This window comes from Actinoallomurus rhizosphaericola (genome assembly GCF_024055675.1).
In the GTDB taxonomy this organism is placed as follows: Bacteria; Actinomycetota; Actinomycetes; order Streptosporangiales; family Streptosporangiaceae; genus Actinoallomurus; species Actinoallomurus soli.
The window spans coordinates 40,151-60,766 of sequence record NZ_JAMXMW010000001.1 but is presented as its reverse complement, the minus strand read 5'-3'; the positions used below and the strand labels follow the sequence as shown (position 1 = coordinate 60,766).

The following is a 20,616-nucleotide window of genomic DNA, read 5'->3' as shown; positions in this document are numbered from 1 at the left end:
CTGATAGCGCGTCGTCGATTCTGATCCGGACGCCTCTGACGTCCGGATCGACCATTGGTTCATGGGAGGCGCATAGGTGGGCGATGCGCAGACGGAGGGGCCGATATGGTGCTTTTCAACAGGGTTGAAAATATTAATCTGGACAGACTTGTCATCGGCGAACAGCAGGCGCGAACCCGCGATGTCGAACAGGACATCGGTGAACTGGTGGACAGCATTCGCGTACACGGCCAGTTGGAACCCATCATCATCGCTCCGCTGGAGGACAGAGCGGGATACTACGAGATCCTGGCCGGCCAGAGACGCTGGCTGGCGATGCGGAGGCTCGGCGCCACGGAGATCGCGGCGGCGATCATCGAAGAGAGGCCGGACAAGGATGTCGCCAGCGCCCTCTCCATCAGCGAGAACCTCATACGCCGCGATCTCAACACCCTGGACCTGATCGACGCCTGCACCAGGCTCTACCACAAGTACGGGTCCATCAAGGCGGTCGCGGAACGGTTCGGACTTCCCTACGGCAGGGTTCGGCGCTACGTCAAGTTCGACCGCCTGAGGCCGGCCCTGAAGGAACTCGTCCGAAGCGGCGACATCGACCTTCGCGCGGCGCTCAGAATCGAGGACCATTACGGAGCGAAGAAGGTCGACGACGCGCAACTGCGCCGGATCGCCGCCGCGGTGGCCGAGATGTCGAACGCGCAGCAGGCGGACTACTTTAAGACACGCGCGGCCGAGGCCATGAACTCCACCGAAGACGAGAAACCCACGGGCGACGGGCACCGGCCCGGCTCGGTGAAACAGATCATCGTCACCCTGAGCATCGCGGACCTGGAGCTGCTCCGGGCGTGGGCGCGCGCCAAGAACCTCACGCAGGACCGCGCGGGAGCACGCATCATCTCCGCGTTCCTGCAGCAGGCGATGGCCATGCCGAACTCCCTCTACCGTGACGGCGGAGGTGACGTCCGCCTTCCCGCCGCGCCGTCCGCCGGACGCTGAGCGGGCGCGTCAGGCCGAGCGCCCGCGGCGTGCGGCACCGGCGCCCATCACCGTGGCCGGCGCCGCCTCATCGAACGACGGCCCTGGGGATCCGCCCCGGGTCTGCGAGCACGCAGCCGTAGAGCACGTGCGGGTCGTGGTCGGCGAGGCCGGCGACGAGCCCGGCCCCGATCCCCGCGCTCGCCGCCAGGAGGCGGACCGTCCCCGCCGCCACCGCGGCCTTGGTCACGAGGCGGGCGTCCGCTTCGCCGGTGAACAGCAGCACCGCCGCGGCCGCGAGCCCTCGATCGTCCAGATATTCGCCGACCCACCCGAGCGCACCGCGCGGACGGCAGGCGTACCGCACCCGCCCATCGGGGCAGATCTCGTCCGCGCGGGCGAGGCCGAGGCCGGCGAGCCTCATCAGGCGGCTCATGTCGCGGGCCGGATCGCCGAAGCGATGGCCCGGCGGACGCCGCCGGCGCCGGGACGGGCGTGCGACCCGGCGGACCGGGGCGAGGTCGAGGACGGCGATCACGCGCTCCCGGTCCGGATCGAGATCGAGCGCCTCCGCACGGCCGTCGGCGTCGCGCGTCCGGACGCTCCAGCCGGCGGACCGGGCGTCATCGGCGAGCTGCGCGATCAGCAGACCCGTGTCGCCGTGGAGCAGCCGCTCGCCGACCGTGCCCTGCGGCCACGTGCGGTCACCGGTCAGCACCACGGTGACGACGTCACCGCCCGGCTTCACCGTTCCCGGCAGTTCGACCAAGGCGCCCGCGGCCAGGTCGACGGCGTAGGCCCGGTGCCCGCCGCCGGTGAGGTCGCCCACCAGGTACGTCCGGACGGCGGCGCGCGGCGCGGCCGCCGGCGCGAGCCGCCGGCCGGCCAGTATCCAGGACATCGTCCGAACGAGCGGATGCGGGCTGCGCCGCAGGGGGACGCGGCGTTCGGTCAGATACCACTTGGCGGGGGGCGCCGGACGCACGGCAGGCACCATTTCCCCGGCCGCCTCCAACCCCACGGCGAATCCCGACCGCGCGGCCGCTCCCGTACCCGCCGCCGCTCCTGTGCCCGCTCCGGCTCCCAACCCCGCGACGGCTCCCGTCCCCTCGACGGCTCCCGTGCCTACCGCGGCTCCCCTGACCGCAGCGGATCCCGACCGCGCGGTGGCTCCCATCCCCGTGGCGGGCTCCAGGTCCGCGGCCGCCACCCTGCCCTCGGCGGCCGCCATGTCCTCGGCGGTCTCCGTCTCCTCCGTGATCCCGGCCGGCCGGTACCCGGCGAGGCGGCGCAGGGCGATTCCGGCGGCGATCCCCGCTGTGACGGCCGCCCGGGCCGGATCGCGGTCGATCCCGCCGATCGGGAGAGCGGCCGAGTCCGTCCGTACCGGCAGGAAGGCCCCGGTCGGCGGGACGGCGGGCGTCTCGGTGCCGCTCACCACCGCGACGGTCAGGTCCGCTGGGCCGCCGGAGCGGTCGACGGTCCCAACGCCGGACTGGCGGAGCAACGCGGCGAGCAGCTCGGCCACTGGACCGTCGCCGATGACGGTGACGCGTGCGGCCCGCAGCCGCCGCCACACGCCTTCCGCCCGGGAGGCGGGCAGGGACCGCTGCAGGAAGATCCACGACGGGTGGGGGTCCGGCGCCGCCTCGTACCGCACGAGGTCGCGTTCCACGAGCAGGTCCACGATCGGGTCGACGGGCACGCCGAGCGTGTCTCCGATCTGCTCGACGGTCCTGGTGCCGTCCATCAGGCCGAACAGCACGGGCAGCGCCTCGCGCGCCAGCCGGCCGGTCAGGTGCTCCCGCCGTGGCCCGCCGTCCACGATGTAGCCGTCGTCGGTCGGGACGAACGCCAGCCCCTCCCTGCGGCGCGGGTAGCGGCTCATCGGTCCGTCCCGTCGTCGCAGCCGGGGCACTGTTCGGCGGGTGTCACGCGCCAGGTGGCCACCTCGTCGGTACGGCAGTCGATCACGGCGACCGTTCCCCTCTCCTCACCCTGCAGCAACGCCAGCGCCAGACCAGCGGCGATCATGGACTGGTGCGGCAGAAACCCGCGCACTCCGAGCCCCGGATCCGCGGCGAGCCGCTGTCTGATCTCCTCCTCCACGGGGTCCTCGTGCTGCCGTGTCCGAGCGCGGAAGCAGGTGTGGCAGGGAGCCCGGCCGGACACGAACAGCGGGCCGACGCGGATGTACGGATGGGCCACCGCGACCGGCAGCCAGGGCGCGGGACGCTCCGCGGCCCCGAACGCGGCGAACTCGCTCGGCACGTCCCGCCAGGAGGCCCGGACGTCGATCCGCGGCGTCCCCGCGCGCACCGGCCCCCCGGCCGAGGCGAGGAGGCCGCGCAGGTGCTCGGCGAACGCGGCGCCGAAGTCGCCGTCGGCCGTGATCCGTACGTCCGTCGCGGTGTCGTCGTCCATGGACCTCACGCCATCGGTTGCGGATAGGGATTGAGGCGCCGTTCGGGCAGGGGCGGCAGACCCATCCGCTCGGCGGCGGTGCGGAGCCTGGGGTGGGCGCGGTACTGCACCAGCGGGCGGGCCGACATCGGCTGCAGCTCGGGCACGATCACCCGGACGGCGACGTGGCCGCTGTCCCGCAGTTCGCGCGTTGTCAGATCGACCATCAGCACCGTCATGTCCAGCTCCGCGAGCCGCCGCAACAGGAACTCCAGGCGCGCCCGGTCCGAGCCCGGATCGCCGCCGACCGAATGGAACGCCGAGAGCCCACCGGCCGGACCAGACGCCGGGAGGGCGCCGGCCGGGTGGGACGCCGGCCGCTCACCGGCCGGGTGGGACACCGAGAGGTCACCGGCCGGACGGGACGGCGGGAGGTCGCCGCGCAGGAACCCGAAGGCCTCCCGGCGGGCCCGCGCGGCCATCACGGCCGCCCCGTCGTCCACCACCCGGTGGTCGGCGTACCGGCGGGGCGGCGCCGGCCGGCTCTCGATCCCCAGCCGCAGCCCCATGGCCTCCAGCAGGGCGTGCTCGGTCAGCGAGGCGCCGTCGAACCCGCAGGCCGCGCCCACGAGCTGACCGGTGCGGGACGTGTGCTCGGCGGTCTGCAGGCAGTACACGACCGGCACCCCGACATCGGTGGTGGCGTCGTACAGGAAGGACTCGATGCCGTGGTCGGCGCACCAGGCGAGGATGGACCGCGCCGAGTCCGGCAGGCGGTCCTCCGCCAGCCGTGGGAGGGGCCGCCGCAGCAGCCAGGTCAGCGCGAGGGCGTCGCGTTCGATCAACTCGCACAGCGCGTTGACCATGGCCGCCTCGACGGTGCGGTGGACGGCGCAGCCGGTGGAGATGGGGATCCAGAAGTTCTCGGCCGCCAGCTCGGGGAACGTGAGGAACACCAGCACGGCCGGGACGAGCACCGGCCGGCCCGTGCGCAGGTTCACGGCCTCGGTCCAGCGGATCGGCCGGGTCCTGTCGGGGGCGTGGACCGGGCAGCCGGACCTGCGCAGCTCCCGGGGCGAACACCGCGCGATGAGGTCCAGGTCCAGCGCGTCGTCGCCCAGCTCGGCGGCCGAGGCCACGACCACGCCGCGTTCGGGGGCCACGAGGCCCGAGTACCGCTCCAGTGCCTCGGCCACCGCGAGCAGCCGCGCCCGGTCCGCGTCGCCGTACGCCCTGCCGGTGCCGTGGCCGACGCGCGCGTCGGCCCGGAACGGCCCGGTCACGGCCGACGGGTTGCCCGTGGACGCCGTGTACAGCACGCACTCGTTCGGCATCCAGCCGTAGGTGTTGACCCGTCGCGGCCGGCCGACCGCGCCGTACGGCCCGGCCAGGTCCAGAAGTGCGGACCCCTGTCCCACACGCGCCTCCCCATCGAACCCGTCGAACCCTTTGAACCCGTCGAACCCGGTCAACCGGCCATCACCGTCAGCAGGTCGAACCCGGACCGCATGACCGCGCCGCCGCAGGCGATGTGCAGGTCGCGGAGCATCAGCGCGAGCGCCCGGCTGACCGTCCGGACACCGGCCTTGGCCTCGTACCATCGCCAGTCGCCGTCGGCGTTCACCTCCAGGAACACGGCACCGTCCTCGGTCGCGAGCACGTCGAACGCGCCGTAGCCGAGGGACCAGCGTTCGGCGAGGCCGGCGACGGCCGCGGCCACGTCCGCCGGGGCGTCGACGGCGCGGACGGCGACCGCGTCCGGATCCCGCCAGATCGCGTCCGGCGCGGGCTTGCGCACCTCGAAAGTGATCAGCTCACCGCACATGGCGTAGACGCGGTACTCGGCCGTGTGCGGCACGTACCCCTGGACGACGAGCGGGGTCCGTGAGGTCGTGGCGAGCCCGGCGACCTCCGCGCGCGGCAGGACGCACGGAAGGAAGCCGTGCAGTGTGCCCGGCGCCGACTCGACGAAGTGCGCGTCCAGTACCTTGACGATCAGCCGGTCGCCGGGCAGCAGGTCGGCGGCTTCGGCCAGGCCCGTGCCGACGACGGTCGCCGGGACGCCCACGCCGCTCGCGGCGGCGTCCGTCAGCTGCTCCAGGAGTCCCATGCGCGGGCCGGGCAGTGCGGCCGGGGCCGATCCGGCGAGCTGGGCGGCGAGGGCGAGCCAGCTGTCCCGGCGCAGCACGTCGACCGGGGTACGCGCCGGCGGCATGGCGGAGGCCCAGAATCTGCGCGTCCAGCTCGCCGTGGGGCGGACGGCCCGGCCGCCGATCCGGATGGTCGCCGGGGTGGTCGGCTCGACCTGGATCGGTCCGAGGACGTCGGCGTCGATCCGCAGGGAGGGGACGCCGAGCAGGGCGAGGAGCCGTTCCAGCTCCGACACCTCCGCGTCGGCCGTCCGTGTGAAGAAGACGACGCTCTCCTCGCCGGGGATCACGCGGTCGGCCGCCCACCGGCGACGATGTCGGCGGCGGCCTTCAGCAGGGTGGTCGCCAGCGTCACCGCGGCCGGGTCCGCCGTGCTCAGCCCGTCTCCGATCCGGGCCACCAGCAGGTACGGGTCGTCGCCGGCCGGGTGGGGGCCGGCCTGGCGGGGGACGGTCGGGCGCCGGTGCGCGCGGATGAAGATCTCCAGGCTGATGGCGGCCTGGATGGCGAGGAGCCCGAGCAGGTCCAGGTCGGTCAGCTCACTGCGGGAGGTCTGGGAGGCGTCGAGGACCTCCAGCACTCCGATGCAGTCCTCGCCGCGGATCAGCGGGGCGGCCATGAGCTTGTCCGGCACGTACCCGGTCGAGGCCGCCGCGTCCCTGGCGAACCGCGTGCTGCCGGACAGGTCGTCGACGTACATCGGCTGGCCGCTCGTCGCGACCCACCCGGCGATGCCGGTCCCGGCGGGGAAGCGGGTCCCCGGCAGGTGGGCGTCGCCCTCCCCCGCGACCGCCTCGAAGACGAGCTCCCCGGTGTCGTCGTCGATCAGGAAGATCGACGACGCCGCCGCGCCGAAGACGTTGCGGGCGATCTCCACCACCGAGTACAGGAGCTGCCGTTCAGTGAGCGACGCGGTCTGGTCCGTGCGGGTGTCCGGGAGCGAGTAGTTCTGCAGCGGCATGGTCGACTCCGATGACGTTCTTGGCGGTCTGGTAGAGCACCGACCTGAGCTGGAACGGCGTGAGCCAGCGGTGCTTGCTCAGGATCAGCGCGCACAGCCCGGTGATGTGGGGGGCGGCGAAGCTGTTGCCGGAGCTCCGGGTCCGCCCGCCTCCCGGCCACGCCACCGGGACGCCGACCCCGTTGGCGTAGAACTCCACGGGCGGAGACGGGTTGTAGTAGTGCAGGAAGGGGTCGCCCTGGTCGTGGCTGGCCACCGAGACGACCGAGGCGAACGGCCACGGGAAGCTGCGGACCGGCATGTTGTGCGCCGAGACCACCAGCACCGAGCGCCGGAAGTACGCCCGGTCGGCCAGGTCGTGGAGCGCCGGGACGAACTCCGGTTTCCGCGTCGCCAGGCTCAGGTTGATGACGTCGAACCCGGCGTCGATCGCCCACTCCAGGCCCGCCAGCAGCGCCCGGCCGGTCCCGGCGATCGAGTCGGTCAGCACCCGCATCGACGACAGTGACACGCCGGGCGCCATCGACCGTACGATGCCCGCGCACGCGGTGCCGTGCCCGGCCGTGTCCACGGGCTCGGTCGGCACGATGCTCGGATCGCCGTTCTCGTCGAAGACCACGGTCATCGCCTCATCCACCGGAGCCACCTGCGGGTGGGCGCCGTCGACCCCGCTGTCGACGATGCAGACCCGCACGCCGCCGCCGTCGGCGCCGCCCCACGCCCATTCGGGGGTGACGTTCTCCAGGTGGACGACGGGCAGGGTCTGGAGCGGCACCTGTGAGGTCGGCACCCCCCAGGCGGGGACGCCCGGGAAGTGCTCGGTGGCCGGCCGATGCCAGGGATGCGTCATGCCTCACCGCCCGTCGTCGCCGCGGCCCACCGTCGCGCCGCGCCGGCGGGGAGGTCCGCGCCCTTCGCGGTGTAGCAGGTCTCGGCCTCGGCGACGGCCCACGCCGCCTCGTCCGTCCGGCCCGCCGCACGCGAGATGACCGCGTACTCGAACCACGCGTCGCCGCGTAGGCACGGATCGTCGGTCTCCAGCGCGTCGAGCGCCCAGCGGGCCCGGTGGAACCCCTCACCGGCGCGGCCGGCCGCGCAGGCGAGGCGGGCGCGCAGCAGCCGCAGCCAGATCCGCGCCCGGGCGACCAGCTCGTTCTCCTCCAGCTCGGCGATGGCACGGGCGGCCGCCTCCTCGCGGCCGGCGCGCAGCATCTCCCGCGCCGCGTAGACCTCGAGCGTCAGCGCGGGCTGGAGATGGCCCTGGCCGCGCAGCATCCCGGCCGCCTCGGCGAACCGGCCGCCGGCGGCGGTGTGCTCGCCGAGCAGCGACAGCAGCACCGCCTCCGACTGGTTGATCGCGATCTCGGGCAGGGCCGCGTGCATCGCCGAGGCGTCCTCCCGCGCGGACGCCAGCGTCGCGCGCGCACCGGCGACGTCCCCGGCGAGGGCGAGCAGGCGGGCGCGCGTGGTCAGGACGGGGATGAGGAGGAGCCGGTCGGCGGCGAACCGTCGGCACAGCTCGTCGCACAGCGCCAGTCCCTCGGCGACCGTGGTCGGGGACCACTGGACGAGCTCGCACAGGGCGCTCGACAGCCGATCCGCGATCCAGGGCTCGTCCAGCCGCCGCGCCCGGTCGAGGGCGTCGCGGAACGCCGCCTCCGCCCTGCCCACCCGGTCCGCGCTGAGCTCGACGAAGCCGCGGAACTGGTGGAGCAGGCACCAGTTCAGGTGGTCGTCCGGCCGGTCGCGCAGGCCGGCCTCGTAGCGGTCCAGGCTCGTCCGTGCGGTGTCGAAGCCGGTACGTCCCAGGCGGAAGCCGACGATGTCGCGTTGCAAGCCCACCGTGATCCGATGCGCCGCGTCGACGCGCCGGGCGCCCTCGTCCAGGACGCGCAGCGCTCCCTCGCCGTCTCCGCGCGCCAGCAGCACCTCGCTCAGGCGGATGGTCACGTCCGCGTACCGGCGACCGTGCCCGGTCAGCAGGCGCAGCGCCCGTTCGAACAGCGACCGGGAGGCCCCGGTGTCGCGCCGGTGCAGCGCCGTCGTCCCCTCCGCGACGAGCAGCCGTACCGCGCGGTCGGAGAGCGCGGCCAGCCGCGGGTCGTCCGGGCCGACGTCGCGGTAGAGCAGCGCGCTCCGCTCCGCGTGGTACATGGCCTCGCCGGGCGGGCCCGCCCGGTCCGACAGCAGCGCGTGCCACCGTGCCCGCAGCGTCTTCGCCGTCATTCCGTAGCACGTGTCGCGGATCAGCACCTGCGCGCACTGCAGCCGGCCCGACGGGAGCCGGTGGACGAGGCCGCGCCGCGTCAGGCCGGCGAGCGGGCGGGCCACGTCGCCCTCGGGCGCCCCGTCCTCACCGCCGAGCGCGCGGAGCTGGTCGAGGTCGAAGTCGCGGCCGCAGGCGGCGGCCCACTGCAGCGTGCGTTTCTCGGCGGCGGGAAGGGCGTCGATCCGCGCGCGCAGCAGCGCCGAGATCGTGGGCGGAAGCTCCGGGGCGGCCGGGTCGCCGTCCGCGAGCGTGCCCGGGTCGCCGTACGCGGCCATCGCCGGGTCGCCGTCCGCGAGGGCGCCGATCAGCATCGTGGCGAACAGCGGGTTCCCTCCGCTGCGCTCGGCGATCCCGGCCATCGCCGGCCGCTCCTGCTGGGCGGTCACCTCGGCGAGGCCGGACGAGAGCGCGCCCACCAGTGTCGACGTGTCGGCCGGATCGAGGGGCCCCAGCCGGATCGTCCGCCCGGTGCTCGACGGTGGCTCGTCCCGTGCCACGCGGACGACCAGGATGGGCAGGCCGGTCAGTTCGCCGCTGAGGTTCTCGATGAGGGCGGCGAGCATGGGCTCGGCCCACTGCAGTTCCTCCCAGACCAGGATCAGCGGCCGGCGCTCCGCGAGCGCGGTGAACAGCCGGACGACGGCCCAGCGGATCTCCTCGACACCGGCCGGGAGCCGTCCCGGATCCTCGCCGGCGACGGCCGACAGCGTCCGCCGGGCCCGTTCGTCCTCACTCAGGAGCCGTTCGACGGATGGCAGGCCGCCGGGCAGCGAGTCGCGCAGCATGGACTGCAGCGGATGGAACGTGATGTCCCGGCCGTACGGCTGGCAGGAGCCGGTCAGCACGAGGGCCTCATCGGGCGGGATCCGGGCGAGGAACTCCTGGACGAGCCGGGTCTTGCCGATGCCGGGCTCGCCGACCACCTGGACGTGGCGGCACTCCCGGTCGGCCACGGCCTGCCGGTAGCAGGCCGTCAGGCTCGCCAGTTCCGCCGAACGCCCGATCAGCGGGGCCCGGACGAGAGCCTGTTCGGGAGCCGCGGTCGTGACCCGCCAGACCCGTGCCGGTTCGGCCTTGCCCTTCAGGGACAGCGGCCCCAGCTCCTCCAGGCCGATGCGGCCGCGGACGAGGTGCGCGGCCTCCGCGTTGATCAGGATCTCGCCCGGTGGCGCCGCGCTCTGCAGCCGTGCGGCGGTGTTGACGGTGTCGCCGACGATCCGCAGGTCGACGCCCGGGCCGCTGATCACCGCCACCTCTCCCGAGGCGACTCCGCAGTGGACGTTCAGCCCGAGGCCGGGGAACTGCAACGCGGCGGCGAGGCGGGGAACCGCCTCGACGATCGACCTCGCGGCCTGCGCCGCCCGGAGGGCGTCGTCCTCATGGCTGACCGGCAGGCCGAACACGGCCATGACCGCGTCGCCGATGAACTTCTCGATCACGCCGCCGTGCGCGGTGACGGCGTCACCGCACACGCCGTAGTAGCGCCGGAGGACGCCGTGCAACAGCTCCGGGTCGAACCGTTCACCCAGGACCGTGGAGTCCACGAGGTCGATGAACAGCACGGCGACGCTCTTGCGGACGTCCGGGCCCGGTTCCGTCACCTCCACCACGACGCCGCAGAACGGGCAGAACCGATGGCCTTCGGACAATCTGGCACCGCAGGCGCGGCACGCCGTGTGGTCGGACACCGAGGCTCGCTTTCGTCACAGCAACTTGAGTTCCTGGCCCTGGACGTCCGGGGCCGCTTCGTCGAGCCGGTGCTTGATCCTGTTGAGCAGCCTCACCTCGTCCTCGGTGAGCTCGGCCAGGACCCGTCTCTGGTCCGCCGAGAGCAGGTCCACCCAGTGACCGCTCTCCCGCAGGGCCGACAGCGCGTCGAATGCCATTCGCCTCTCCCCCTCTCTGCTCGCTCTAACCGACCGGCTCGGCGGAACCGGCCACCGGCTCCGGCTCTTCGGTGTACCGGTCGCCCGGATTGACGTTCCGGAAGGTGGGGTGGGCGACGGCCCACAGGATCGCGACGCCGATGGCGCAGCCCGCGACGGGGAACAGCACGCTCACCCCGAGCCGGTCCACCGCCCAGCCGGACAGCGCGGCCGAGATCGGGAACGTGCCGGACATCGCCAGCAGCATGACGCTCATCACGCGGGCCAGCAGGTGCCGCGGGGCCCAGAGCTGCAACATCGTCATGAGGACGATCCCGGACCAGCCGTTGGCGACGGAGAAGGCGGTGATGCACACGGTCGCTCCGGCCAGCCCGCCGGTGAAGGGCACCAGCGCCACGGACAGGCTCATGACGACCGCCAGGATCGCCAGGAGGTACGCCGACCGCAGCCCCTGCCATTCCAGGCGGGCCAGCAGCGACCCGGCGATCAGGCCGGCGCTGAGCCCGGCGAGCATCGTGCCGTACCCGCCGGCGCCGAAGTCGCGGTGCGCGAGCGCGGGCAGCGCCACCTCCGAGACCCCGGTGTACACGAGGTTCCCGACGGCCGCCGTGACGAGCACGATCTGCAGGAACCGGCCGCGGAACAGGACCGCCCGGAGTGTCACCGCCTTCTCCTCCTCCCGGTCCTGCCCGGTGACCGCCTTCGGCACCGCGAGCGCGTACAGCGTGGCCGCGGAGACCAGGTAGGTCGCGGCGTCCACGAACAGCGCGGGGCCGGGGCCGAACGCGGAGATCAGGATGCCGCCGAGGGCCGGCCCGAGCAGGCTGCCGAGCCGGGTGGCGGCCGAGGACATCGAGTTCCCGGCGGTCAGGTCCGCGTCCGGCAGGAACGACGGCAACAGCACGAAGGAGGCCGGTACGAAGAGCCCGCCGCAGGCGCCGAGCACGAGCGCGATGGGGGCCAGCCACGCGAACGACGGGGTGACGGCGTAGGCCAGCACGCCGAGCAGCGCGGTCAGCGCGCACCGGACGAGATCCGTCGACAGCATGATCGGGCGCGCGCCGTACCGGTCGGTGAGGACGCCGCCGATGGGTGTCGCCACGGCCCGGCTGATCCCGTAGCAGGCCAGCACGGAGCCGAGCAGGACGGGCCCGCCGGAGACGGACAGCATCAGCCACGGCAGCGCGATCGCCGAGCACAGGTCCCCGAGGCTGGAGGTGAACTGCCCGGCGATCAGCCGGGGGAACCCCCGGACGGCCATGGGGCCCGTGGTCAGCGGCGACTTGATCGCGGCGATCAGTGTCCGGCTCACCGTGCCTCCTCGTCGGCCACGGCGGTCAGGTGCGGCGTGATGATCTCTTCGACGATCCCGGCGACCTGCGCCGGCGACGGCAGCCCCGGCCCGGTACGGACGGACTCGCTGGCGATCTCCCACGCCGGCGCCATCACCGGGTCGGCGACGTGGTACCCGTCCGCCCGCAGCTGGGCGACGTTCCGCTGCACGCTCGGCTTCCGCCACATCTCCGCGTTCATGCTGGGGAAGAAGATCGCCGAGCCCTGGTGCGCCAGCAGCGTCGCGGTCAGCAGGTTCCCGGCGAAACCGTGTGCGACCTGCGCCAGCGTGTGCGCGGTCGCCGGCAGCACGATGAACCGGTCCGCCCAGGCCGCCAGCCGCGCGTGGCCGGGATCGAGATTGCCCTCCCCCTCGCCGTACGCCGCGTCGCTCACCAGCCGTACGGTCTCGATCGGCAGCAGCCGTGCCGCGGTGGCCGTCATGACCACGTGCACCCGGACTCGCGGCAACCGCCGCAGCGCGATCAGGTAACCGGGCAGGTTGATCACGTTGGCCGCGCCGCTGGCGCCCAGGAGAAGGTTGAAGTAGCTCTTCACAGCGGCATCAGGCCATCCGCCGGGACCGGCCGCAGGCCGAGCCGCCCGGCGATGAGGTCGAGCCGTCCCTGAACGTTGTGCCGGTAACTGGGGCACGGCGGATTGCCCTCGTGCCAGGCCTTGGGGCAGAAGCCCCCGCAGGTGGGCAGGAAGACGCAGTCCTTGCACCAGGACCTGCCCTGCGCGATCTCGTCGTTCCAGTCGTCGAACTCGCCCTTGGGCCGGATGTCCGGCAGGTCGGCCTGGGCGATGTGCGCGAGCGCACTGGTCCGTTCCGCCTCGGGCACGAGGGGGTGGTCCGTGCAGGAGAAGATGTTCCCATTGCCGCCGATCAGCTCCGCCGTCCGCTTAACCGCCGGACAGGTGATCTTTTTGGCGAGCGTGGGCAGCCGCGAGAACGGCAGGCCGTGTTCCTGCATGGCCGCCAGCCAGGGGAGCTCGCGTTCGGCGTACTCTTTTCCGGCCAGTTCGATGGCCGAGACGTCGTTCCCCCAGGGGCGCACGCGGGCGAGGCTGAAGTTGACGTTCGGGCGGGCGAATCCCAACTCGGCCATCAGCTCGATGTACCGGTGAATGGCGTCCTGGTTGTGCACGTCGACGTTGGTGCGGAAGTCGAACGTCACGTGCCTGTAGTCGTCGTTGTCGAGCGCCGCGCGGACGGTGCGGATGATCTTCCAGAACGATCCGCGACCGCTCTTCATCGGCCGGTGAACGTCGTGTACCTCGGGCGGGCCGTCGATCGTGAGGAAGAACGTCGATATCCCGCATTCCCTGATGAGGACGTCCAGGTTCCTGGAGGTCAGCAGGGAGCCGTTGGTCACCATGGCGGACGTGTAATCGACGCCCTTTTCAGCGGCGGCGCGCACGAAATCCGGAGCGAGGTCGCGGATGACGGCGTATCCCATCATCGGTTCGGCGCCGAACCAGTCCACGTTCAACCGCCGGGTCGCCGGCAGCCGCAGGGCACGCAGCACCCGAGCGCGGACCCGATCGCGATGGTCGGCGGTCAGCCGCCCGCGCACATGCTCCTGCCCGCAGTACGTGCAGCCCATGTTGCAGTACGACGTGGGCAGCAGGATGAAGCTCGCCGCCGAGGTGTCGAGGGCGGCCGTCCGGTTGCGCTCCAGGATCGCCTCGAGCTCGTCCTCCCCGTCCGGCACCACGGCCTGCGCCTGCCTCAGCTGGGCGAGCGTGGCCGGCGGGACGGCGCCGAGGTCGCCCGCCCTTACGGCGTCGGCGATCCGCGGCACGACGAACAGCGCCTTCGCGGTCCGTGTGGCGTAAACAATCGAGACCCGGAGTCCTTCGTCGTCACCGTAGACGTGGTCGCTGACGACCACATAGCGGCTGACCTTCTCCCCCATAGCTTCACCTCACAGCGTTTGTTCTCCCGGCCCGCCGGAAATGGCGGGCCGGGAATTCCGCCAACGCGGTTCGGGGAATCCGCTAGCAGAGAGTGTTGTTGTTGTTGCCGCCACCGCCGCCGCTGCCGGGGTCGCTGATCTGGCCTTCGACGTCCGGCGTCACGGCGTTGAGCCGTTCCTGGATGGCGCTGGCCACCCTGAGTTCTTCCGGGCTGAGGTCTTCGAAGACGGCCTTCATCGGCTGCGGAAGTCGCTGCAGACCGGCCGCGTTGAGTGGGGCGATCGGGTCCTTGGACATGCGTTCCTCCTGGTGATCATCCGGAATTATGGGGTCCGGTACTGCCCTAGCAGAGAGTGTTGTTGGTGTTGCCGCCACCGCCGCCGCTGCCGGGGTCGCTGATCTGGCCTTCGACGTCCGGCACCAGGGCGTTGAGCCGTTCCTGGATGGTGTTGGCCACCCTCAGTTCTTCCGGGCTGAGATCGTCGAACACGGCTCTCATCGGCTCCGGGAGCCGCTGCAGACCGGCCGTGTCGAGCGGGGCGGGTGGGTCCTTGGACACTCGAACCTCCTGGTGATCGAGGACTGCCGCGAACATATGTCGCGTCCAGGTCGCCGTCCACCCTCGCCGTGACCGGATTCTTAAGACAGATCGCGGGGCGTTCTAAAATCACTCGCCACCGGTCTTAAGAACAGCACGGCGACCGTGACTTCCCATTACCAGACGGCCATGCCAAACTCGCGATCATTAATCCGATGGGCGGGATCCAGTGCGATCGCGGAGGAACGGGTGGCCACATTCCTGACCGAAATACCTGCGATCCGCAATCGGCGGCATCGGGAAAGCGATCTGCCGTATCTGCTGATCAATCCGCCGCTGACCGACCCCACCCAGCCCTATCATTCGATTCCGTACCTCGTGGCGGCGGCACGGCGCGCGGGATTCTCCGGCGGCCGGTGCGTCGACGCCAACATCGACGCGCTCAACCATCTGGCACGCCCGGAGAACGTCGGCCGGCTGCTGGAGCGGGCGGCCGCGACCAGGCAGCGCATCGAGGCGTCCGCCGGCCTCACCAGGGCGGACGAGCTGGACTATCGCGCCGCGCTCGGCGCGGAGGGGCTCACCCCGGACTTCGTCGGCAGGGCCATCGACATCTTCCGTGACGGCCGGTCCTTCTACCACCATCCGACCTACCGGCAGGCCGTCTTCGCGATGAAGCGCTGGCAGGAACTGCTCTCCCTCGACGGGATTCCCCAGAGCATCGCCGACTTCCAGATCCTGCCCGGGCCGGTGGTGAACCTCGCCTGCTACGCGGACCTGTGCGATCCGGCGCTGATCGACCGCCTGACCGGCCCGTTCGACCCCTACGTCCACGGGCCGTTCCGCGACCTGATCGGGGAACGCGAATGGCGGGTGGTCGGCCTCTCGGTCGCCTACACCGGGCAGCTTCCGATGGCGCTGCGCCTCGCGCGGGAGATCCGCGCGGCCCGCCCGGAGACCGTCATCGTGTTCGGCGGCACCGAGGTCTGCGACCACGTCCGCTTCGCACGGGTCCCTGGGGACTACTGGCGCATTTTCACCGACGCCGACCTCATCGTCCCCGGCGAGGGGGAGACGCCGTTCTGCGGCATCCTCGCCGCCGTGCGGGACGGGCGCGACCTCGCCGGGATCCCGGGCGTGCTGACCCGCGAGGACACCGGGCAATCCCCGTCGATCAACTATGAGAACGTCGCGGACCTGCCGACGCCCGCCTACGACGTCTGGGACTGGGACGCCTACTGGTCACCGGAGCCGGTGATCCTCTACAGCCCCACGCGGGGCTGCTACTGGAACAAGTGCACCTTCTGCGACTACGGCCTGAACTCCGACCGCCCGACCTCGCCGTCGAGGGAGCGTCCCGTCGATGCGGTGATCAAGGACCTTGAGGAGATCACCGCCTTCGGCCGTACCGTGTACTTCGCCGTCGACGCCATGTCCCCGCGCTACCTCCGCCTGCTCTGCGACGCCATGAAAGACCTGCGCGATCCGGTCCGGTGGAGCGCCGAACTCCGCCTGGAACGGACGTTCCCCAAGCGGGACATGGCCAAGAGGCTCAAGGACGCCGGCTGCGTCGCCATCTCCTTCGGCTACGAGTCGGGGTCGCAGCGCGTGCTCGACCTGATCGACAAGGGGGTACGGCTCACGGACGTGCCGGACATCCTCCGCGACCTGGCCAGGAACGACATCGGCGCCCAGATGATGGGGTTCACCGGGTTCCCCGGCGAGCGTGACGACGAGGCGGCTCGCACGTACGACTTCCTGCTCGAACACGACGACCTGTGGTCGCTCGCCGCGATCGGCACGTTCTCCCTGACACCGGGCTCCATCATCGCCAAGAATCCCGGCGCGTTCGCGGTCGAGATCCTTCCGCTCCCGCCGAGTGAGGACGTCGCGCGCTACCTGCCCTGGCGGGACACGGCCCAGGAAGCGGACCGGTGGCCCGGGGAGATCGACCGACGGGTCGACGACGAGCGAATCAGCCTCGTCCGGCGCACGTCGGACGACCGGCCGTTCGTCGGCGGGATCGACACGGCCCACACCCTGCTGTACTTCGCGGAGTTCGGGCGCCGTCTCCGGCCGGCCCCGCCACTCGACGACCCCGGCGTCGATCTCGTGCCGATCACCGATCCGACCATCCCGTTCGCCAACATCGAGGAGTTCGCCGGCTTCGCGGACGTACGGGACCAGTTCTTCCTCCTCAAGCGCAACGGGGGCGCGAGCAGTACGTCGATCGCTCCCTGGCTCGGCGGACGAGGCAGCGCGCGCCGAGGCGACAGCTCGGTGGCGGTCCTGCCCTCCGGCAGGGCGTTCACCCTCCCGGTCGCCGGACAAGGGGTGAGCCGCGACCGGCTCCGGGCGCTCATCAAGCTCACCGCCCGGCTCAACGGCGACATCTGAGTGCGCATAGCGCTCTCCACAGAGGAGGAGAAATTGCATCCGAGTGCGGCCGCCGGTGAACCGGCGGGAACCGGGGCGATGACCAGAGTGCTGCCGCTGGCGCCCAAGGATCAGTCCCCACCGATTCCCGGGCCCCCGCCACGGCCCCTCCGGGTGGCCCTGGTCAACATGCCGTGGTGCTGGGTCGACTCGCCCTCCATCCAGTGCGGTCTGCTGCAGGCGATCGTCAAGAGGGCCGGCCACCACTGCGACGTGCTCTATCTCAACGTCGAGCTGAGCGCCCTGCTGGGCAACAAGATCTACGACCCGATCGCGCGGATGAACGACGACCGGTTCCACCAGTTGGGAGAGTGGCTGTTCTCCTACGCCGCCTTCGGGGACATCCGGCCGGAGGCCGACTACTTCGCCGAGTACCCGGAGGTGCCGGCGGCCTGGTCGAAGATCCTGGAGAACGGCCCCGACCAGTTGATCGCTTATCGCCGGGAGGTCCTTCCCGCCTGGATCGACGGCTGCCTCGACCTGGTGGACTGGTCCTCCTACGACGCCGTCGGATTCTCCTCGACCTTCCTGCAGAACACCGCCTCACTCGCGCTGGGACGCCGGCTGAAGGAGCGCTTCCCGGACCTGCCGCTGATCTACGGGGGGGCGAACTTCGACGGCGGGATGGGCGCCGCCTACGCCGAGGAGCTGCCGTGGCTGGACTACGTGGTGTCCGGGGAGGGGGACATCGCCCTGCCCGCGCTGCTGCACGACCTCGCCGCCGGCGCGTCCCGCCCGATCCCGGGCGTGCATCGCCGGGAAGCGGACCACGGCGACGTGGGCGAAGCCGCGCGCACATACGACCTGAACGTCCTTCCGGCGCCCGACTATGACGACTATTTCCGCGCCCTGGAGCGGCACGACCGGTCACGCGTTCTGGGCGAGAGCGAGGTGCGGCTCCTCGTCGAGTTCTCCCGGGGCTGTTGGTGGGGGCAGAAGCACCACTGCACGTTCTGCGGCCTGAACGCCCTCGGCATGAACTACCGCTCCAAGAGCGGCGAACAGGCACTCGCCGACCTGGAGGAACTCCTCCGCGCCCATCCGACACACCGCGTCGACGCGGTCGACAACATCCTCGACATGGCGTACCTGTCCTCGTTCTGCACCGAGCTGGCGGAGCGGCGCTGGGACCTCAACATGTTCTTCGAGGTCAAGGCGAACCTGACACGGGAGCAGCTGGCGCTCATGCGACGGGCCGGCATCCGGCGGATCCAGCCCGGCATCGAGAGCCTGAGCACCCACGTCCTCGGGCTGATGCGCAAGGGCTCCAGCAAGCTCATCAACATCCGGCTGCTGAAGTGGGCGCGCTATCACGGCATCTCGCTCGCCTGGCACGTCCTGCTCGGCTTCCCCGGCGAGACCGACCAGGACTACACCGAACAGGCCGAGCTGCTTCCGCTGCTGCATCACCTGCAACCGCCGGGGAGCCACGTCGGCATCTGGCTCGAACGCTTCAGCCCGTACTTCACGGATCCGTCGTTCGCGATCTCCGGCGTCCACCCGCAGGCCAGCTACAAGTACGTCTACCCGCCTGAGCTGGACCATTCCCGCATCGCCTACTTCTTCGACTTCGAAGCCCCGGACGTCGCCTCTACTGACAGCCACGGCGTCATGGCGTCCGCGGTCATGGAGTGGAAGCGCAGATGGGCGAGCGGCGACCGGCCGGTGCTGTTCTACGAGCGCCTGCCCGGCAGACTCAAGGTCATCGACACTCGTACGGGCAGCCCGCGGAAGGCGGTGCTGCGCGGCTGGCAGGCCGAGGCGTACGAGGCGTGCGGCGACACCGCGCGGGCCGGTAAGCGCGTCCACCAGGCACTGCTCGACGGGGGATTCGACCTGTCGCTGGGCGAGGTCACCGCCTTCCTGGACGGCTGCTGCCAGGTGGGGCTGATGGTCTCCGAGGACGACAAGTACCTCTCGCTGGCGCTCCCCGAGAACCCGGGCTGGTAGCCGCGAGTGGTCCTAAGACCAATCACACGGTGAAGACGATCTTCCCGAAGACATCGCCCTCGATCATCGCCGCGAAGCCGTCACGGGCCTGGCTCAGCGGGATGGCGCGGTCGATCCGCGGGCGCACGCCGGTCTTGTCGAGGAAGCGTGCCAGCCGTACGAGCTGGTCCCGGGTGCCCATCGTGGAGCCCACCACCGACAGCTGCAGGAAGAACACACGGCTCAGCTCGGCCGGCGGCGCCTGGCCGCTGGTCGCGCCGGACACGACGATCCGCCCGCCGGGCCGCAGGGACTTCAGGGAGTGCGACCAGGTGGCCTGGCCCACGGTCTCCATCACCGCGTCGACCCGCTCGGGCAGCCGCGCCCCGGACTCGAAGACCTGGTCGGCGCCCAGTTCGAGGGCGCGCTCGCGCTTCTCCTGGGTACGGCTGGTGGCCCAGACGCGGTAACCGGCCGCCGCGCCGAGCGCGATCAGCGCGGTGGCGACCCCGCCGCCCGCGCCCTGGACCAGGATGGTCGACCCGGGCTGCAGCCCGGCCTTGTCGAACAGCATCCGGTAGGCCGTCAGCCACGCGGTCGGCAGGCAGGCCGCCTCCTCGAACGAGATCGAGGCGGGTTTGGGCACCAGGTTGCGGCGCGGCACCGCGACCTTCTCCGCGAACGTGCCGTCATAGGACTCCGACAGCAGGGAGCGCTTCGGATCGAGCGTCTCGTCGCCCCCGCCCCGCTCCGGATCGCCGATGACGGAGTGCACGATCACCTCGTTGCCGTCCTCGTCGACCCCGGCCGCGTCACAGCCCAGGACGATCGGCAGCCGGTCCTCCCGGATCCCGACACCGCGGAGCGTCCAGACGTCATGATGGTTGAGCGCGGCCGCCTTGACGGTGACGGTCGTCCACCCCTCGGGAACCGTCGGCTCGGGACGATCCCCCAACTCCAGCGCGTTCAGCGGGTCGTCGGCATCGATGCGTGCGGCAGTGACGGCGAACATGCCCGCAGCCTAACCCGCCCCTCGCCAGACGATCAGTTCAGGGGATGCCGCCACCGCAACCCTGGAAACCGGCTGAAGCCTTTGTCCGTGGTGATGAACTCACACCCATGCTCGATGGCGAGGGCGGCGTGATAGGCATCCGCCACGTCGTTGCCGTTGGCGCCGGTCTTCTCACAGAGTTCGGTGAAGATGGCCCAGTTACGCGGACCCGGTACGAGAGGGACACAGTTCGACCGGTTGCGAAGAGTGGACACGGCGGCCAACGCCGTAGTGAGTGGTGTCGGATCTTTGTAGATGCGCCGATTCGTCACCACCCGAACGAACCCACTCAGTACGAGGTCCGACACTGCGAAGGGTTCTGGGCCGTCCATCATCTCGAAGAGCCAGCCCCGATACTGCTCGTGATCGGCCATATCCGGGCGATGGGCGTACACCAGGACGTTGACATCAACCAGCCGCATCACGGGCTCGCATCCTGTAATCCTCGTCTTCCTCTTCGTACATGAGACTCTTGAGTACGCGAGGATCGTTCAGGTCGATATCGGGTCTGGCCGGTCCAGTGCCGCCGTACGTGGGGAACGCGGCGGGCTCTCGAGAGGAAGCGTCCGCACGCCGCAACAGTTGACGCAGCGCATCCTCGATGACCGAATTCAGGCTGCGATGCTGCTGGGCCGCGAACGCCTTGGCGTCCGCGAGTAGCTGATCGTCGATCCGCACCGTCGTCCTCCGCATGCCTTCAGTGTCGGCAGCGTGACATAAAGATGTCAATGATCACAATCGGTTCCTTGGTAATCACTGTACGAAG

19 protein-coding genes are annotated in these 20,616 nt (G+C 71.3%); 3 read left to right on the top strand and 16 right to left on the bottom strand.

Features of this window, described 5'->3' with window-relative positions:
- The first annotated feature begins 105 nt into the window (after window positions 1-105).
- Window positions 106-993 (top strand): ParB/RepB/Spo0J family partition protein, encoded by an 888-nt coding sequence (locus NE234_RS00330; protein ID WP_252775668.1) that lies wholly within the window; start codon window positions 106-108, stop codon window positions 991-993.
- A gap of 67 nt (window positions 994-1,060) precedes the next feature.
- On the opposite strand, the gene NE234_RS00325 is transcribed toward NE234_RS00330, so the two are convergent.
- The 13 genes from NE234_RS00325 to NE234_RS00260 all read right to left on the bottom strand — a co-directional run bounded on the left by NE234_RS00325 (window position 1,061) and on the right by NE234_RS00260 (window position 14,455).
- Window positions 1,061-2,860 carry a hypothetical protein gene (locus tag NE234_RS00325; protein WP_252775666.1) on the bottom strand — a complete coding sequence of 600 codons (1,800 nt, stop codon included), beginning with the start codon at window positions 2,858-2,860 and terminating at the stop codon, window positions 1,061-1,063.
- The gene (locus NE234_RS00320; protein ID WP_252775665.1) at window positions 2,857-3,396 is read right to left on the bottom strand and encodes a TOMM precursor leader peptide-binding protein; all 540 of its coding nucleotides are present in this window, start codon (window positions 3,394-3,396) and stop codon (window positions 2,857-2,859) included. Before NE234_RS00320 ends, NE234_RS00325 begins: the two co-directional genes overlap by 4 nt.
- Window positions 3,397-3,401: 5 nt before the next feature.
- Window positions 3,402-4,793: a YcaO-like family protein gene (locus NE234_RS00315; protein ID WP_252775663.1), complete on the bottom strand. Its 1,392-nt coding sequence runs from the start codon at window positions 4,791-4,793 to the stop codon at window positions 3,402-3,404.
- 50 nt (window positions 4,794-4,843) lie between these two features.
- Complete coding sequence (locus NE234_RS00310; protein ID WP_252775661.1) at window positions 4,844-5,815, bottom strand: ATP-grasp domain-containing protein; 972 nt, start codon at window positions 5,813-5,815, stop codon at window positions 4,844-4,846.
- Window positions 5,812-6,486 carry a GAF domain-containing protein gene (locus NE234_RS00305; protein WP_252775660.1) on the bottom strand — a complete coding sequence of 225 codons (675 nt, stop codon included), beginning with the start codon at window positions 6,484-6,486 and terminating at the stop codon, window positions 5,812-5,814. Before NE234_RS00305 ends, NE234_RS00310 begins: the two co-directional genes overlap by 4 nt.
- On the bottom strand, window positions 6,425-7,336 hold the full coding sequence (locus tag NE234_RS00300; RefSeq protein ID WP_252775658.1) for a S8 family serine peptidase: 912 nt from the start codon (window positions 7,334-7,336) through the stop codon (window positions 6,425-6,427). The genes NE234_RS00305 and NE234_RS00300 overlap by 62 nt, the downstream gene beginning before the upstream one ends.
- The gene (locus tag NE234_RS00295) at window positions 7,333-10,404 is read right to left on the bottom strand and encodes an adenylate/guanylate cyclase domain-containing protein (RefSeq protein WP_305886649.1); all 3,072 of its coding nucleotides are present in this window, start codon (window positions 10,402-10,404) and stop codon (window positions 7,333-7,335) included. The genes NE234_RS00300 and NE234_RS00295 overlap by 4 nt, the downstream gene beginning before the upstream one ends.
- A gap of 54 nt (window positions 10,405-10,458) precedes the next feature.
- Window positions 10,459-10,641, bottom strand: a complete 183-nt coding sequence (locus NE234_RS00285; RefSeq protein WP_252775655.1) for an aroma-sacti cluster domain-containing protein — start codon at window positions 10,639-10,641, stop codon at window positions 10,459-10,461.
- Between the two features lie 25 nt (window positions 10,642-10,666).
- A complete protein-coding gene (locus NE234_RS00280; protein WP_252775653.1) occupies window positions 10,667-11,953 on the bottom strand; it encodes an MFS transporter in 1,287 nt (428 codons plus the stop codon).
- Window positions 11,950-12,531, bottom strand: coding sequence for a flavoprotein (locus NE234_RS00275; protein ID WP_252775650.1), 582 nt, complete (start codon window positions 12,529-12,531; stop codon window positions 11,950-11,952). The genes NE234_RS00280 and NE234_RS00275 overlap by 4 nt, the downstream gene beginning before the upstream one ends.
- Window positions 12,528-13,895, bottom strand: a complete 1,368-nt coding sequence (locus NE234_RS00270) for a radical SAM/SPASM domain-containing protein (RefSeq protein WP_252775648.1) — start codon at window positions 13,893-13,895, stop codon at window positions 12,528-12,530. Before NE234_RS00270 ends, NE234_RS00275 begins: the two co-directional genes overlap by 4 nt.
- An 82-nt stretch (window positions 13,896-13,977) precedes the next feature.
- On the bottom strand, window positions 13,978-14,193 hold the full coding sequence (locus NE234_RS00265) for an aroma-sacti cluster domain-containing protein (RefSeq protein ID WP_252775646.1): 216 nt from the start codon (window positions 14,191-14,193) through the stop codon (window positions 13,978-13,980).
- Window positions 14,194-14,239: 46 nt separating this feature from the next.
- Entirely contained in the window at window positions 14,240-14,455 is a 216-nt protein-coding gene (locus NE234_RS00260) for an aroma-sacti cluster domain-containing protein (protein ID WP_252775644.1), read from the bottom strand.
- A gap of 228 nt (window positions 14,456-14,683) precedes the next feature.
- On the opposite strand from NE234_RS00260, the gene NE234_RS00255 reads away from it, so the two are divergent.
- Together NE234_RS00255 and NE234_RS00250 are read left to right on the top strand one after the other, a co-directional pair.
- Window positions 14,684-16,831: a B12-binding domain-containing radical SAM protein gene (locus NE234_RS00255; RefSeq protein ID WP_252775643.1), complete on the top strand. Its 2,148-nt coding sequence runs from the start codon at window positions 14,684-14,686 to the stop codon at window positions 16,829-16,831.
- 78 nt (window positions 16,832-16,909) lie between these two features.
- Complete coding sequence (locus NE234_RS00250) at window positions 16,910-18,820, top strand: RiPP maturation radical SAM C-methyltransferase (RefSeq protein ID WP_252775640.1); 1,911 nt, start codon at window positions 16,910-16,912, stop codon at window positions 18,818-18,820.
- A gap of 22 nt (window positions 18,821-18,842) precedes the next feature.
- On the opposite strand, the gene NE234_RS00245 is transcribed toward NE234_RS00250, so the two are convergent.
- Genes NE234_RS00245 through NE234_RS00235 form a run of 3 tightly spaced genes read right to left on the bottom strand, consistent with a single transcriptional unit; the run spans window position 18,843 to window position 20,528 of the window.
- On the bottom strand, window positions 18,843-19,811 hold the full coding sequence (locus tag NE234_RS00245) for a zinc-binding dehydrogenase (protein ID WP_252775638.1): 969 nt from the start codon (window positions 19,809-19,811) through the stop codon (window positions 18,843-18,845).
- Window positions 19,812-19,843: 32 nt separating this feature from the next.
- Window positions 19,844-20,272 (bottom strand): type II toxin-antitoxin system VapC family toxin, encoded by a 429-nt coding sequence (locus tag NE234_RS00240; RefSeq protein WP_252777391.1) that lies wholly within the window; start codon window positions 20,270-20,272, stop codon window positions 19,844-19,846.
- Entirely contained in the window at window positions 20,259-20,528 is a 270-nt protein-coding gene (locus tag NE234_RS00235) for a hypothetical protein (RefSeq protein ID WP_252775636.1), read from the bottom strand. Before NE234_RS00235 ends, NE234_RS00240 begins: the two co-directional genes overlap by 14 nt.
- Window positions 20,529-20,616: the final 88 nt, after the last annotated feature.